This is a genomic window from Streptomyces sp. NBC_00663, assembly GCF_036226885.1.
Lineage (GTDB): Bacteria > Actinomycetota > Actinomycetes > Streptomycetales > Streptomycetaceae > Streptomyces.
In genome coordinates this window covers 3,564,467-3,579,478 of record NZ_CP109027.1, presented here as the reverse complement: position 1 = coordinate 3,579,478, position 15,012 = coordinate 3,564,467, and the positions used below count along the sequence as shown (strand labels likewise).

General features: G+C 70.2%; 11 protein-coding genes. 7 read left to right on the top strand and 4 right to left on the bottom strand.

Annotated features, from left to right (window positions below):
• Window positions 1-399: a DUF4307 domain-containing protein gene (locus OG866_RS16110; RefSeq protein WP_329335349.1), complete on the bottom strand. Its 399-nt coding sequence runs from the start codon at window positions 397-399 to the stop codon at window positions 1-3.
• Window positions 400-537: 138 nt separating this feature from the next.
• Here OG866_RS16110 and mca point away from each other — a divergent pair, with 138 nt between their 5' ends.
• Window positions 538-1,419 (top strand): mycothiol conjugate amidase Mca, encoded by an 882-nt coding sequence (mca, locus tag OG866_RS16105; protein ID WP_329335348.1) that lies wholly within the window; start codon window positions 538-540, stop codon window positions 1,417-1,419.
• Complete coding sequence (locus OG866_RS16100) at window positions 1,412-1,660, top strand: hypothetical protein (RefSeq protein WP_329335346.1); 249 nt, start codon at window positions 1,412-1,414, stop codon at window positions 1,658-1,660. The genes mca and OG866_RS16100 overlap by 8 nt, the downstream gene beginning before the upstream one ends.
• Window positions 1,661-1,688: 28 nt before the next feature.
• Here OG866_RS16100 and OG866_RS16095 read toward each other — a convergent pair whose 3' ends face one another.
• The gene (locus tag OG866_RS16095; RefSeq protein ID WP_329335345.1) at window positions 1,689-4,889 is read right to left on the bottom strand and encodes an AAA family ATPase; all 3,201 of its coding nucleotides are present in this window, start codon (window positions 4,887-4,889) and stop codon (window positions 1,689-1,691) included.
• Window positions 4,890-5,028: 139 nt separating this feature from the next.
• Between OG866_RS16095 and OG866_RS16090 the strand changes: the two genes are divergently transcribed.
• From OG866_RS16090 to OG866_RS16070, 5 genes are all read left to right on the top strand, one after another.
• The gene (locus OG866_RS16090) at window positions 5,029-7,062 is read left to right on the top strand and encodes a thioredoxin domain-containing protein (protein ID WP_329335343.1); all 2,034 of its coding nucleotides are present in this window, start codon (window positions 5,029-5,031) and stop codon (window positions 7,060-7,062) included.
• A 140-nt stretch (window positions 7,063-7,202) separates the two neighbouring features.
• Window positions 7,203-8,471 (top strand): glycosyltransferase, encoded by a 1,269-nt coding sequence (locus tag OG866_RS16085; RefSeq protein ID WP_329335341.1) that lies wholly within the window; start codon window positions 7,203-7,205, stop codon window positions 8,469-8,471.
• Window positions 8,468-10,078, top strand: a complete 1,611-nt coding sequence (locus tag OG866_RS16080; protein ID WP_329335339.1) for an ArnT family glycosyltransferase — start codon at window positions 8,468-8,470, stop codon at window positions 10,076-10,078. Before OG866_RS16085 ends, OG866_RS16080 begins: the two co-directional genes overlap by 4 nt.
• Window positions 10,075-11,235 (top strand): glycosyltransferase family 2 protein, encoded by a 1,161-nt coding sequence (locus OG866_RS16075; RefSeq protein ID WP_329335337.1) that lies wholly within the window; start codon window positions 10,075-10,077, stop codon window positions 11,233-11,235. The genes OG866_RS16080 and OG866_RS16075 overlap by 4 nt, the downstream gene beginning before the upstream one ends.
• Window positions 11,232-13,631, top strand: coding sequence for a galactose oxidase-like domain-containing protein (locus OG866_RS16070; protein WP_329335336.1), 2,400 nt, complete (start codon window positions 11,232-11,234; stop codon window positions 13,629-13,631). Before OG866_RS16075 ends, OG866_RS16070 begins: the two co-directional genes overlap by 4 nt.
• Here OG866_RS16070 and OG866_RS16065 read toward each other — a convergent pair.
• Together OG866_RS16065 and OG866_RS16060 are read right to left on the bottom strand one after the other, a co-directional pair.
• Window positions 13,618-14,349, bottom strand: coding sequence for a Mut7-C RNAse domain-containing protein (locus OG866_RS16065; RefSeq protein ID WP_329335334.1), 732 nt, complete (start codon window positions 14,347-14,349; stop codon window positions 13,618-13,620). The genes OG866_RS16070 and OG866_RS16065 overlap by 14 nt on opposite strands.
• Before the next feature lie 33 nt (window positions 14,350-14,382).
• The gene (locus OG866_RS16060; RefSeq protein WP_329335333.1) at window positions 14,383-15,012 is read right to left on the bottom strand and encodes a TetR/AcrR family transcriptional regulator; all 630 of its coding nucleotides are present in this window, start codon (window positions 15,010-15,012) and stop codon (window positions 14,383-14,385) included.

Sequence of the window (15,012 nt, the reverse complement as noted above, 5' to 3'; positions counted from 1 at the left end):
TCAGTCGGCGTGACAGCCCAGGAGCTCGGCGGTGGTGCCCTGCGACGTCGTACGGAGCGTGACGACCTTGTCGATGCGGGTGGCGTCCCCGGAGAAGCGGAAGTCGGCCCGGCCGACCTCGGCGCCGTTCTCCGCCTGGGAGCGGATCGTGCAGTAGCCGCTGGCGCCGGCGTCCTTGCGGACCTCCAGATGCACCTGCACCGCGTCCTGCTGCGGCTCGAAGGTGATCACTTCGGCGCTGATCTCGTTCTTGACGACGTAGTGCCAGGCGAAATAACCCATCATCGCGACCAGCAGGGCCCCGAGGACGACGGCGGCGATCCTGACCTTGTGGTCGGCGCGCTCGTCCGAGGAACGGCCGTAACGGCCCTCGGGCAGTCGCGTGGTCGACGCGCTCATGATCGTCCTCTCGGCAGAAACCGGACGGATACCGGGCCTCGTCCCGACCCCGGAATTATTCGCCCTCCGATTCGGTCACTATAGAAGCGCCGATCGCACCCGAAGACACCGGGGCGCCGACTTACTGAGGATTGAGTCTTGACTGACCAGCTGCGACTGATGGCCGTTCACGCGCACCCCGACGACGAGTCGAGCAAGGGCGCGGCCACCATGGCGAAGTACGTGTCCGAGGGGGTGGACGTGCTGGTCGTGACCTGCACGGGAGGGGAGCGCGGCTCCATCCTCAATCCGAAGCTACAGGGTGACAGCTACATCGAGGAGCACATCCACGAGGTACGCAAGAGGGAGATGGACGAGGCCCGCGAGATCCTCGGTGTGAAGCAGGAGTGGCTCGGCTTCGTCGACTCCGGTCTGCCCGAGGGCGACCCGCTGCCGCCGCTCCCCGAGGGCTGCTTCGCCCTCGAGGACGTCGACAAGGCGGCCGGCGAGCTGGTGCGGAAGATCCGCGCGTTCCGTCCCCAGGTGATCACCACGTACGACGAAAACGGTGGCTACCCGCACCCCGACCACATCATGACCCACAAGATCTCGATGGTGGCGTTCGAAGGGGCGGCGGACACCGAGAAGTACCCGGAGGCCGAGTTCGGCCCCGCCTACCAGGCGCAGAAGCTCTACTACAACCAGGGCTTCAACCGCCCGCGCACCGAGGCGCTGCACCAGGCGATGCTGGACCGCGGCCTGGAGTCGCCGTACGGGGAGTGGCTCAAGCGCTGGAGCGAGATCGAGCGCGCCGAGCGCACGCTGACCACGCACATCCCGTGCGCCGAGTTCTACGAGATCCGCGACAAGGCGCTGATCGCGCACGCCACGCAGATCGACCCCGACGGCGGTTGGTTCAAGGTCCCGATGGAGGTCCAGAAGGAGGTCTGGCCGACGGAGGAGTACGAGCTCGCGAAGTCCCTAGTCGATACCTCCCTCCCCGAGGACGACCTCTTCGCGGGCATCCGGGACAATGCCTGACATGAGCGCAAGCGTGAGCCTGGCAATGACGCATCTCGCCCCCCTCGCCAAGGAGGTGGACGAGAACAAGGTCACCCCCGGCATCCTCGGCTTCATCGTCTTCGCGGTGATGGCCCTGGCGGTGTGGGGCCTGATGAAGTCGATGAGCCGGCAGCTGAGGAAGGTCGACTTCAAGGAGACCCCGGACCCGGGGGCCGAGACCGCGTCCGAGACGGCCCCGGCCAAGCCCGCCCAGGGCTGACCACGGTCACGGTCAGGCCCGGTGGCGATCAGTTCCTGGCCGCCACCGCCACCCCCATGACCTCCCGCGCATGCCGGTTCGGGACCATCCCGAGCCGCCATGCCTGCCAGCCGGACTCCAGGCTCACCCCCCGCTCCAGCAGAAGCAGATACGCCTCGATGTAGTCGTCGAGCTTCTCGTCCCGGGACGGATGGCCGCCCCGGGACAACTGGGACAGCTCCTCCTGCGCGACCGCCGTGCCGATCTCCATGCCGCCCGGGGCCGCGTAGGGGAGCAGGGTGCAGCGCAGGAAGCGGGCCCAGTCCTCGCCGCGGCGGTCGCCGTACGAGGTGAACAGGCCGATCGCCTCGTCGCACAGGGCGAGCGCCTGCGGGGTACGGGCGTTGCCCGCGTCCACCACGGCCAGCTCCAGGCAGGTCCACGCCTCGCCGTGCGCGACACCGATGCGCTGGAAGTCGGCGCGGGCGTCGACCAGCAATTGCCGCGCGAAACCCGAGTTGCGCAGGGAGCCCGTCTGCGCCGCTCGCTGGTCCCTCGTGACCCGCGCCGAGTGGTGGCGGGCGCAGGCCAGGCCGTACACGTCGCGGATGCGGGAGAACATCGTCCGGGAACGTTCCAGCTCGCGGACCGCCAGGTCCAGGTTGCCGGTCTCCTCCAGTGCCTGGCCCAGGTAGTAGACGGACCAGGCCTCACCGCGCGCGTCCTCGTTGTCGCGGTGCCGGGACGCCGCCTGGCGCAGGCCGTCCACGGCGACGGAGGGGTCGCCGGCGACGAGCCGGGCGCGGGCCAGCTGCGTCAGGGCCCAGGCCTCGCCGCGGGCGTCGCGGGTGCGGCCGTAGAGATCCAGGGCCGTGCGCAGTTCCTCCTCGGCTCTGGGTACGTCGCCCATGCGCAGCCCCAGCTGGCCGAGCTGGAAGTGGGCCCAGGCCTCGCCGTGCACGGACTCGCCCGCGTGATGCAGCACCAGGGACTGGGTGAGCAGGTCCATGGCCTCGGTCAGATGGGCCCGGTCGCGTTCCACCGCCGCCAGCGCGTGCATCGTCCAGGCCCGGTCCGTCGCCAGTTCCGGGGCCGCCTGGAGGTCCAGGGCCTCGTGCAGCTTGGCCGCCGCCTCCGTCAGGTTGCCCTGGTGGTGGAGGGTGATGCCGAGGGAGCAGAGCGCCCGGGCCGCGCCCGCGTCGTGATGGGCCTCCATGTACAGGTCGACCACCGAGGTCAGCGTCGTGCGCGCCTTGTCCAGCTCGCCCAGCTGGCGGGCCGCGATACCCGTGCGCCACTGCACCGAGCGGACCAGCAGCCCCTGGTCGACGGCCTGCGCCAGCTCGCTGATCTCACCCAGGCGGTAGAGATCACCGCGCAGCAGGCAGTAGTCGCACAGCGCGCCGAGAAGGTTCAGCACCGCCGCCTGGTTCACGCCCTCCGCGTGCCGCAGCGTCGAGGTGATGAAGCTCGACTCGTCGTCCAGCCAGCGCAGCGCCTCGTCCAGCGAGGTGAAGCCGTGCGGGCTGAAACGGTCCGAACGGGTCGACATGTTGCCGTCGACCAGGCGCAGCACCGAGTCGGCCAGCTCGGCGTAGTTCACGATGAGACGTTCCTGCGCCGCCGTACGCTCCGCCGGTTCCTCCTCGTCGAGGAGACGGGCCTGGGCGAAGGCGCGGACCAGGTCGTGCAGGCGGTAGCGGTCGCCGCGGACATGGTCGAGCAGGCCCGCGCGGGAGAGCGCGACGAGCTGCCGGGTCGCCTCCGCCTGGTCCGTGGCCAGCAGCGCCGCGGCCGCTGCCGCGCCCAGGGACGCCCGGCCCGCCAGCGCCAGACGGCGCAGCAGTCGGCGGGCCGGTTCCGACTGGTCGGTGTAGCGCAGCCACAGCACCCGCTCGGTCGGCTCCACCGGGCCGTACGCGCCCAGGTCCGAGGCCAGTTGGCGCGGTGAACGCGGGCCGAGGGACGAGCCCGCGATGCGCAGCGCGAGCGGCAGACCGCCGCACAGCTCCCTGATCCGGTCGACGGACTCGGCGTCGTACGGACCCGATGTGTCCTGCGCCGTCGCGCCGAGCAGTTCCTCCGCGCCCGCCGGATCCAGCGCCTCCACCGGGAGGTGGTGCACCCAGGCCGGAAGGTCGGCGGGCAGCTTCAGCGGGACCCGGCTGGTGACCAGGACCAGGCTGTCGGACCGCTCGGGGACGAGCGTGCGGACCTGCTCGGGGTCCGAGGCGTCGTCCAGGACGACCGTCACCGGCAGACCCGTCAGATGCTGGTGGTACAGCTCGCTCAGCCGCTTGACCTGCTGGTCGGGGGAGGAACGCTCCCGGAACAGCAGCTGCTCGCGGGGCGCGCCGAGCCGGTTCAGCAGATGCAGCAGCGCGTCCCGGGTGGGCAGCGGCGGCTCCTCCGGGCTGTCGCCGCGCAGATCCACCACGCACGCGCCCCGGAAGTGGTCCCGCAGATCGTGCGCGGCGTGCAGCGCGAGCGTCGAACGACCGCTGCCGGACGGGCCGTGCAGCACCACCACCGTCGGCCGCGTCTCCGTGCTCGCCCGCGCCGACTGCACCCACTGCCTGATCCGGCCCACCTCCTGCCGTCGGCCCGCGAACGCGGCGGCCGGCTCGGGGAGTTGACCGAACGACTGCTCCAACACGTTCCTGCCACGCGCCGCCGCGCTCTTGTCGGCGCCCTTCAGCCGCGGCCCCGTCTTCTTCGGCCCGGTCGACGCGATCCGCACCCGCTGCTGGTCCAGGAACGGCCTGATGCCCCGCACCTCAAGAGCGGTCAGCCACGACAGCCTGAGCTGCTCGGGCCCGCCCGGCTGGCTCGCCGCGCCCGCCTGGTGATGCGCGGCCGGCAGATGCGACCCGGCGACCTTCACCACGGTCGCCGCGGCCCCCACGACCCCGACGGTCACCCCGGCACCGAGGGCCGTCCCCGCGCCGGTCCCCAGCACCAGGTCGGCGACGACAGCGGCCGTCGCGGCAACCCCGGCCACCAGCAACGGAGTTCCGCCACCCTCCTTCGCGTACCGCTGCCCGAACGTCAGTTGCCCGGCCGCCGCCTCGTCCAGCGCGCGCGTGTACGCCTCGTACTCCTCGGTGGCCGTCTCGGCCATGGCGTCCAGTGCACCGCGCGCCCGTGACAGCAGCACACCCCCGTCGATGCGCCCGCCCGACCGCCGCACCTCCTCCTCCACGGCCCGCACCACCAGCCGCTCGGCCTCCACCCGATGGCTGTCCCGCATGTCTCGTCCCCCTCCGACGACAACGGTGTTCTTGGTCAAGTGTGCTGCGGACGGGCCGCTGTGGGGAGAGGGCCGGAGGATCACCTTCTGCGACACGCCTGCCGGGTGACGGCTGGGGTACTGCGGCAGGATGGACCCCATGCCCAACCGACTGGCCCAAGAGACGTCCCCCTACCTGCTCCAGCACGCGGACAACCCCGTCGACTGGTGGCCGTGGTCCGGCGAGGCCTTCGAGGAGGCACGCAAGAGCGGCAAACCGGTGCTGCTCAGCGTCGGGTACTCCAGTTGCCACTGGTGTCATGTGATGGCGCACGAGTCCTTCGAGGACCAGGAGACCGCCGACTACCTCAACGCCCACTTCGTCAACATCAAGGTCGACCGCGAGGAGCGGCCCGACGTCGATGCCGTCTATATGGAGGCCGTGCAGGCCGCCACCGGGCAGGGTGGGTGGCCGATGACCGTGTTTCTCACGCCGGACGCCGAGCCCTTCTACTTCGGTACCTATTTTCCGCCCGCGCCCCGGCACGGGATGCCGTCCTTCCGGCAGGTGCTGGAGGGGGTGCGTGGTGCGTGGACCGACCGGCGGGACGAGGTCGCCGAGGTGGCGGAGAAGATCGTGCGGGACCTCGCCGGGCGGGAGATCTCGTACGGCGACGCGCAGGCGCCCGGCGAGGAGGAGCTGGCGGGGGCGCTGCTCGGGCTGACGCGGGAGTACGACCCGCAACGCGGCGGGTTCGGTGGGGCGCCGAAGTTCCCGCCGTCCATGGTCGTGGAGTTCCTGCTGCGCCATCACGCCCGGACCGGGGCCGAGGGCGCCTTGCAGATGGCGACGGACACATGCGAGCGGATGGCGCGTGGCGGGATCTACGACCAGCTGGGGGGTGGGTTCGCGCGGTACTCCGTCGATCGGGAGTGGGTGGTGCCCCACTTCGAGAAGATGCTCTACGACAATGCGCTGCTGTGCCGCGTGTACGCCCACCTCTGGCGGGCCACCGGTTCCGAGCTGGCCCGGCGGGTCGCCCTGGAGACCGCCGACTTCATGGTGCGTGAACTCCGCACGAACGAAGGCGGGTTCGCCTCCGCGCTGGATGCCGACAGTGATGACGGCACGGGCAGGCATGTCGAGGGGGCGTACTACGCGTGGACGCCCGCGCAGCTCTCCGAGGTGCTGGGCGTCGAGGATGCCGAGCTTGCCGCGCAGTACTTCGGGGTGACGGACGAAGGGACCTTCGAGGAAGGGGCCTCCGTTCTTCAACTGTCGCAGGACGAAGGCGTGTTCGAAGCCGAGAAGGTCGAGTCCGTCAAGCGGCGGCTGTTCGCCGCCCGGGAGGCCCGGCCCGCTCCCGGCCGGGACGACAAGGTCGTCGCCGCCTGGAACGGGCTCGCGATCGCCGCGCTGGCCGAGACCGGCGCCTACTTCGACCGGCCCGACCTGGTCGAGGCCGCCGTCGCCGCCGCGGATCTCCTCGTACGGCTGCATCTGGACGAGCAGGCGCGGCTGGCCCGGACCAGCAAGGACGGTCATGTCGGCGCCAACGCCGGGGTGTTGGAGGACTACGCGGATGTCGCGGAGGGGTTCCTCGCGCTCACGTCCGTGACGGGGGAGGGGGTGTGGCTGGAGTTCGCCGGGTTCCTGCTCGACCATGTGCTCGCGCGGTTCGTGGACGCGGAGTCGGGTGCGCTGTTCGACACCGCGTCGGACGCCGAGCAGCTCATCCGGCGGCCTCAGGATCCGACCGACAACGCCGTGCCGTCCGGATGGACCGCCGCCGCGGGGGCGTTGCTGAGCTATGCCGCGCAGACCGGCGCGGAGCCTCATCGCGCCGCCGCCGAGCGGGCGTTGGGCGTGGTGAAGGCGCTCGGGCCGCGGGTGCCGCGGTTCATCGGGTGGGGGCTCGCGGTCGCGGAGGCGCTGCTCGACGGGCCGCGTGAGGTGGCTGTCGTGGGGCCGGCGCTCGATGATCCGGCGACCAGGGCCCTGCACCGCGCGGCGCTTCTCGCGACCGCTCCCGGTGCCGTCGTCGCCGCGGGGGTCGTCGGGAGCGATGAACTGCCGTTGCTGGCCGACCGGCCGCTTGTCGGTGGTGAACCGGCCGCGTATGTCTGCCGTAATTTCACCTGTGACGCACCGACGACCGAGGTGGAACGGCTTCGATCATCGCTGAACGGGTGAAGTCACCACACCCCTACGAAACATAGTATTTATCGGAAGATCCCTCGCACTTCACAGATCACCCATAACCTCTCCACAGGGGCGCGGCAGGAGCGACACTCCTGCCGCGACCGGGGGTTTTTCAGGATCTGGGGGGATCTTTGCTGACGTCTGTCTTCATCGCTGCCGTTTCACTGGCCCTGTTCTGGATGGCGGCGTTCACGCTGTGGTGGCAGATGCACGCGTGGCGCACGCCCGAGGTGCTCGCCTCCACCCGGTTCAGCAGACCGGACGGGGGCGAACATGTCTCGTTCTCGCTCCTGCTGCCCGCGCGGCACGAACAGGTCGTACTCGACCACACCATCCAGCGGCTGCTGGAATCCAGCCACACCGACTTCGAGATCATCGTCATCGTCGGGCACGACGACCCGGAGACCACGGCGGTCGCCGAGGCGGCCGCCGAGCGCGATCCGCGCGTCCGGGTCGTCGTCGACACCCACGAGAAGAAGAACAAGCCGAAGGCGATGAACACGGCGCTGCCGCACTGCCGCGGTGACGTCGTCGGGGTCTTCGACGCCGAGGACCAGGTCCATCCGGAGCTGCTCGCCCATGTCGACCACGCCTTCCGGACCACCGGGGCGGACGTCGTGCAGGGCGGGGTCCAGCTCATCAACTTCCACTCCAGCTGGTACTCCCTGCGCAACTGCCTGGAGTACTTCTTCTGGTTCCGGTCGCGGTTGCATCTGCACGCGCAGAAGGGGTTCATTCCGCTCGGCGGCAACACCGTCTTCGTGCGGACCGCCACCCTCAAGGAGGCCGGGGGCTGGGACCCCGACTGTCTCGCCGAGGACTGCGACCTGGGCGTGCGGCTGTCGTCCGTCGGCAAGAAGGTCGTCGTCGCCTACGACTCCGACATGGTCACCCGTGAGGAGACCCCGGGCTCGCTGATGTCCCTGCTCAAGCAGCGCACCCGCTGGAACCAGGGCTTCCTCCAGGTCTACCGGAAGAAGGACTGGAAGCAGCTCCCCGGCCTCGGCCAGCGGCTGCTCGCCCGGTACACCCTGATGACACCGTTCCTCCAGGCCTTCTCCGGAGTGATCATCCCGCTCAACGTGGCCGTGGCGCTCTTCCTCGACGTGCCCGTCGGGATCGCCTTCATCACCTTCCTGCCGGCCGTCACCGCGCTCGTCACCTTCGTCTTCGAGCTCGTCGGACTGCACGACTTCGGCAAGCAGTACGGACTGCGGGTGCGCTTCGTGCACTACCTCAAGCTGATCGTGGGCGGCCCCTTCTACCAGGTCCTCCTCGCCGGGGCCGCGATCCGTGCCGTCTGGCGCGAACAACGCGGCCGTACCGAGTGGGAACTGACCAGCCACGTCGGCGCCCACCTGAACACCACACCGGTGATCCGAGAGGACGTCCCTGCGTGACCTCCACCCTTCCCGCGGTGACCGCTCCGAAGGTCCCCGCGCAGCGCCGGCCTGCGCCTGAAGCGCGTTCGACCAACCGAACGGCCCCGTCCAAGCGCCCCGACCTCGTCCTCTGCGGTGTCCTCCTCGTCGCGATCCTCGTCGTCCAGGGCTGGAACATCGCCGACTACCCGACCCTCAGCGACGACGAGGGCACCTACCTCGCCCAGGCCTGGGCCGTCCAGGAGGGCAAGGGCCTCGCCCATTACACCTACTGGTACGACCACCCGCCGCTCGGCTGGATCCAGCTCGCCCTGCTCACCTGGATACCGAAGCTGCTGAGCCCCGACTCGATGACCGTCGGCTCGATGCGCGTCATGATGCTGCTGATCAGCGGCATCAGCGCGGTCCTCGTGTACGTCCTCGGGCGCCGGCTGTCCCTGCCCCGCTGGGCCGCCGGGCTCGGCATGACCCTGTTCGGGCTCTCGCCGCTCTCCGTCGTCCTCCAGCGCGAGATCTTCCTCGACAACCTCGCGGTGATGTGGACCCTGCTGGCGTTCACCCTCGCCGCCTCCCCGAGCCGTCATCTGTGGCACCACTTCGGCGCGGGCATCGCGGCGGCGACGGCCGTGCTGACCAAGGAGACGATGCTCTTCGTCCTCCCCGCGGTCTTCGTCACCATGTGGCGGCACAGCCACCGCGAGACCCGCAAGTTCGCCCTGACCGGCGCGATCACCGCCTGCGCGCTGATCGGCCTGTCGTACCCCCTGTTCGCCCTCCTGAAGGGCGAGTTGCTCCCCGGCAGCGGGCATGTCTCGCTGTGGGACGGGGTCAAGTACCAGATGACCAGGCCCGGTTCGGGCTTCATCCTCGACGCCGGCTCCGGCTCGCACGGAGTGCTCACGTCCTGGCTCTACTACGACCGGGTCCTGCCCCTCGGCGGACTCGCGGGCGCGCTCCTGCTCCTGGCCACCTGGCGCTGGTCCGTCACCGCCCGCGCGCTCGCCGGGCCCGCGCTGGCCGTGGGCATCCTCGCCCTGGTCGCGCTGCGCCCCAGCGGCTATCTGCCCGCCATGTACATCATCCAGGCACTGCCCTTCCTCGCCCTCGTCCTCGCCGGGGGCACCGCCTCGATCGCCCACGCAGTGCTCAACAGGATGCGCTGGGTGGGCCGTTACGGCATCGCCGTCGTGCTCGCCGTGGCCGCCTGCGTGTACGTCGTGCCCCACTGGTACGACGGTGACCGCACCGCCCTCACCGCCGACGCCAACGCCCCCTACCGGGCCGCCGCGACCTGGCTGGCGACCGAGGTGGCCAGGCCCGAGAAGACGCGGGTACTCGTCGACGACGCGCTCTGGCTGGACCTGGTGCACTCCGGGTACCGGCCCGGGCTCGGCGCCATCTGGTTCTACAAGGCCGACCTCGACCCGGCGGTCACGAAGACGATGCCGCACGGCTGGAGGGACCTCGACTACGTCGTGGCCTCGCCGACCGTACGGCGCGACGCGGTCGACCTGCCCAACGTCAGGGCCGCCGTCCAGCACTCCACGCCGGTCGCCGTCTTTGGCACCGGCGCGGACCGGATCGAGATCCGGCAGATCCAGACCGCCCCTGGAGGCGTCCGATGAGCCAGGAGTACACCGCACCCGTCCCGGACATCGAGGCCGTCGAGGTTCCCGAACCGGCCGCCGTCACCGTCGTCGTACCGACGTACAACGAGTCGGCGAACATCCGTCAACTCCTGCACCAGATCACCGAGTCGGTGCCCGGGCGGCTGCCCTGCGAGGTGGTCTTCGTGGACGACTCCACCGACGACACCCCCGAGGTGATCCGCGAGGCCGCGAAGGACTGCCCCTTCCCGGTGACCGTCCTGCACCGGGACGAGCCGGTCGGCGGGCTCGGCGGAGCGGTCGTGGAGGGGATGAAGGCGGCGGGGTCGGACTGGATCGTCGTGATGGACGGCGACTGCCAGCATCCGCCGTCCCTGGTACCGGAGTTGGTGGCGACGGGACAGCGGGCGAACGCCGGGCTTGTCGTCGCCTCCCGCTACATCAAGGGCGGCAGCCGGGCCGGGCTCGCGGGCAGTTACCGCGTGGCCGTCTCCCGCGGGGCGACCTGGCTGACCAAGTCCCTCTTTCCCCGCAGACTGCACGGCATCAGCGATCCGATGAGCGGCTTCTTCGCGATCCGGCGCAGCGACATCGCGGCGGAGGCGCTGAAGCCGCTCGGCTACAAGATCCTGCTGGAACTGGCGGTGCGGAGTCGGCCGCGCGCGGTCACCGAGGTGCCGTTCGTGTTCCAGGAGCGGTTCGCGGGCGAGTCCAAGTCCACCGCCGAGGAGGGGCGCCGCTTCCTGCGGCACCTCGCCGGACTGCGCACGGCGACCCCGCTGGCCCGGATGGTGGTGTTCGGGCTGATCGGGCTCACCGGGTTCGTGCCCAACCTGGCCGCCCTGTGGGCGCTCACCCAGGCGGGCCTGCACTATCTCCCCGCCGAGATCGTCGCCAACCAGTTCGGGGTGGCCTGGAACTTCCTCCTCATCGAGAAGGTGCTCTTCCGCGACCGGCGCCGCCACCGGCACTGGGCCGACCGCACGGTCCGGTTCGCGCTGCTCGCCAACGCCGACCTGGTGCTGCGGATTCCGCTGATCGCGCTGCTGGTCACGCGCTTCGGGCTGGCGGCGCTGCCCGCCACGGCCCTGGCCCTCGTCTTCACGTTCGTCCTGCGCTTCGTCGGGACCGAAGCGCTGGTCTATCTCCCACGCCGTAGGAGCCGCACCACATGAACAACCGCCGCAGACAGGCCCTGTTGGGGGTGACCGCCCTCACGGCAGGTCTCCTCCTCTCCACCCCGCAGCCCGCATCCGCCGCCAACCTGATCAAGAACCCCGGCTTCGAGACCGCGGGCGGCGCCGACATGCCGTACTGCTGGGAGAAGTCGGGCTGGGGGGACAACGACTTCACCTTCAGCACGGTGGGTGACGCCCACTCCGGATCCAAGGCCATGAAGGTCGCGCTCACCCGCCGCGTCGAGGGTGACCGCAAGGCCCTGATCACCGAGTCGGCCGAGTGTGCGCCGGTGGTGACGCCGGGCAAGCAGTACGACCTGGGCCTCTGGTACAAGTCGACGACCCCGGACGCCTCCGTCACCCTCTTCCGGCACGACACCACCGCCGGGTGGCAGTACTGGACGGATCTGAAGACTCTTGAGATGGCGGGCAGTTGGACGCAGGCGAGCGTCCGCACCCCCGAGGTCCCCACCGGCACCGACCGGATCACCTGGGGCGTCTCCGTCTACGGCACCGGCTCCGCGACCACCGACGACTACACCATGGAACAGGTCGCCGACCCGCTCCCGCCGACGCAGTGCACCGGCACGGCCGACCAGTGCGCCAACGGCCGCTGGGACGTGCTGCCCACGCAGAACCCGGTGCGCTCCATGCACTCCGTCGTCCTCAACAACGGCAAGGTGCTGCTGATCGCGGGCTCCGGCAACAGCGAGGAGCAGTTCAATGCGGGGACCTTCACCTCGGCCGTCTACGACCCCCTGAAGGGCACGTACAAGGTCATCCCCACCCCGAAGGACATGTTCTGCGCCGGACACGTCCAGCTCCAGGACGGGCGCGTGCTCGTGATGAGCGGCAACAAGGCGTACCCGGTCGTCGGCGGGCACGGCTACGAGGGGTTCAAGGACTCGTACCTCTTCGACCCGGTCACCGAGACGTACAGCAAGACCAACGACATGAACGACGGCCACTGGTACCCGTCGGCGACCGTCCTCGGCAACGGTGACGTCATCTCCTTCGGCGGGCTGCGCGAGGACTCGACCGGTTCGGTGACGGCCGAGCTGTTCTCCCAGGCGGAGCAGCAGTGGCAGCCGCTGTGGAAGGTCAACCAGACCTGGTCGTACTGGGGCCTGTACCCGTCGATGATCCTGATGCAGGACGGCCGCCTCTTCTACTCGGGCAGCCATGTCTTCGGCAACAACATCCCGGGCACCGGCAGCGCGATCTACGACTACGGCGCCAACACCGTCACCCAGGTGCCGGGCCTGCGGAACAAGGACGAGCGTGACCAGTCCGCCAGCGTGCTGCTGCCGCCGGCGCAGGACCAGAAGGTCCTCACCCTCGGCGGCGGCAACATCGACTCCAACCCGGAGGCCAACCGGCTGACCGACGTCATCGACCTCAAGCAGCCCAACCCGGCGTACACCGCGGGGCCGCCGCTCCCGCAGGGCACCGTCGACCTCGGCAACGGACCGCAGCCGCAGACCGGCAACCAGGGTAAGATGTACGTCTCCGCGGTGCTGCTGCCCGACGGCAAGGTGCTGGAGACGGGCGGCGGTCTGCACAACCGGGCCAACCCCGTCCACGAGTCCTCGCTCTACGACCCGGACACGGGCACCTTCGACCCGGTGGCCGCCGATCCCGAGGCGCGCGGCTACCACTCCTCGGCGTTCCTGCTGCCCGACGGCCGGGTCATGGCGACCGGCGACAACCCGGGCAACGGCACCTGGAACCACAACGTGTCGATCTACACCCCGCCCTATCTCCTCAAGGGCCCGCGTCCCTCGATCACTTCGGTCATCGACACCGAGTGGACCTACGGCGACACCCAGCGCATCACCGTCGACCGGCCCATCGCCAAGGCCGAGTTGATCCGCCCGGCCGCGGTCACCCACTCCTCCGACCCCAACCAGCGGTTCGTGGACCTGCCGCTCGCGGTGGACGGCAACAACGTCGACCTGAACGTGACGAGCAACCCCAACCTGGCGCCGCCCGGCTGGTACATGCTGTTCGCGGTGGACGCCAACGGGGTGCCGTCGGTGGCCAAGTGGGTGCACCTGCAAGGCCCCGCCGCGCTGAGCGCCACGGACGCCTCCGCCCACGTCCACGCCTTCGCCGACGACCTCTCCGGCAAGGTCACCGGGCCGGGCAAGAAGCGCACCTCACAGAAGGTCAGCCCGACCGTCTCCGGCTGTGACCGCCACTACGGCTCGCTCAACGTCTGCGTCCCGACGGCGTTCCCGAAGGAGGTCAAGGCGACGGCGGTGGCCCGCTGCACCTGGCTGAAGAAGAACGACTACGGCCGCCTGAAGGTCAACGGCAAGGACGACCCGCTGGGCCTGGACCGGAACAAGGACGGCATCGCCTGCGGAAAGGCGGATGTCAGGAAGGGCTAGGGAAGTCGGTCAGGGCGCGCTCCACGATGGCCTCCAGCTGGTCGTGGTGCGCGCCCTTCCAGTACGCCCGCCCGCACTCCGCGCACTGCGCGAAGACGTCGTACGACCGGTGCGTCCCGCTGGCCAGCTGGTCCGCGACCTCGTCCTTGGTGGCCTCCTTGAGCAGGCCGTTGCAGGCGGTGCAGCGGGTCCAGGGGCGCAGCTCGGGGCGGAAGCGGTCGAGGATGTCGTGGAGCTGCTCCTCGGGGCGGGTGCTGTAGACATAGGCGCCGGCCCACAGCTCGCGGCGTCGCAGCAGGCCCCGGTCGCGGCTGAGCATGACGCGTCGCTCGGCGGCGGAGAGCGCGGCGAGGGCCGGGTCGCCGAGGTCCGTCGACTCGTACGCCGTGTCCACGCCGAGCAGCCGCAGCCGGCGGGCGAGGGTGCCGAGGTGGACGTCGAGGAGGAAGCGGAGCGGGGCGCCGGGGACCCGCTGGGGCCGGGCGACGGGCCGTACCTCCACCTGGTCGCCCGCCACGGGGACGTACGAGGTGGGTACCTCCAGGCCGTTGACCACCAGCGACCCGGCCTCGGGCAGCGGGACGCCGAGGGACTCGACGACATGGCCGAGGGTGGAGACGCCGTCGGTGGTCACCGGGGTGGCTCCGGACCGGCGTCCGTGCGGGACGAACAAGGCCAGTTCGGGGGCGACTTCGAGGTGGATCTCCGGTCCGTTCACCTGGTCAGGATGTCATGGGCGGGGGCCCGGACCTCAGGTGTTTTTCGTGCGGAGGCCGTGTTCGAGGACGTCCATCGCCCGGTCGAGGAGGTCGGCGAGGTCGTCCCGGAAGTCGTTCTCCGCCCAGTACCGGGAGATCTCCGCGAGTCCGGCGACCACGGACATCGTGTAGACCCGTACCTCCAGGCTGTCCACCTCGCGGCCGGTGCGTTCCGCGATGCCCTCGGCGAGCATGTGGGAGGCGACCGACATGCTCTCCATCATGCGGGCGCGCACGGCCGGGACCTGGACCATCAGGTGCGCGCGGATCCGGGTGATCTCCGGTTCCCGGTCGTGACCGAGGCGGACGGCCTTGTGCATGATGTGCCGTACCGAGTCCGCCCAGGGCTCGTCCTTCGGCCGGGCCTTCAGTTCCTCCAGGATGAGCGCGTCGTGCTCGTCCGTGAGGACGATGTCCTCCTTGGTGGGGAAGTAGCGGAAGACCGTGGACGGCGACACCTCGGCGCGGTCGGCGATCTGCTCGATCGTGGTGGCGTCGTAGCCCTGCTCCTCGATGAGGGCGTACGTCGCGTCGCGGATCGCCGTCCGGGTCTTGATCTTCTTCCGCTCACGGAGTCCCAGTTGGGGGGCGTCCGTGGGCGGAGAGGTTCGTGCGGGTGTCAT

Excerpts from the sequence above, each read along its gene's own strand:
- OG866_RS16110 (WP_329335349.1), bottom strand. The coding sequence starts at position 399 with ATGAGCGCGTCGACCACGCGACTGCCCGAGGGCCGTTACGGCCGTTCC.
- OG866_RS16100 (WP_329335346.1), top strand. The coding sequence starts at position 1,412 with ATGCCTGACATGAGCGCAAGCGTGAGCCTGGCAATGACGCATCTCGCC.
- OG866_RS16095 (WP_329335345.1), bottom strand. The coding sequence starts at position 4,889 with ATGCGGGACAGCCATCGGGTGGAGGCCGAGCGGCTGGTGGTGCGGGCC.
- OG866_RS16090 (WP_329335343.1), top strand. The coding sequence starts at position 5,029 with ATGCCCAACCGACTGGCCCAAGAGACGTCCCCCTACCTGCTCCAGCAC.
- OG866_RS16075 (WP_329335337.1), top strand. The coding sequence starts at position 10,075 with ATGAGCCAGGAGTACACCGCACCCGTCCCGGACATCGAGGCCGTCGAG.
- OG866_RS16070 (WP_329335336.1), top strand. The coding sequence starts at position 11,232 with ATGAACAACCGCCGCAGACAGGCCCTGTTGGGGGTGACCGCCCTCACG.
- OG866_RS16060 (WP_329335333.1), bottom strand. The coding sequence starts at position 15,012 with ATGACACCCGCACGAACCTCTCCGCCCACGGACGCCCCCCAACTGGGA.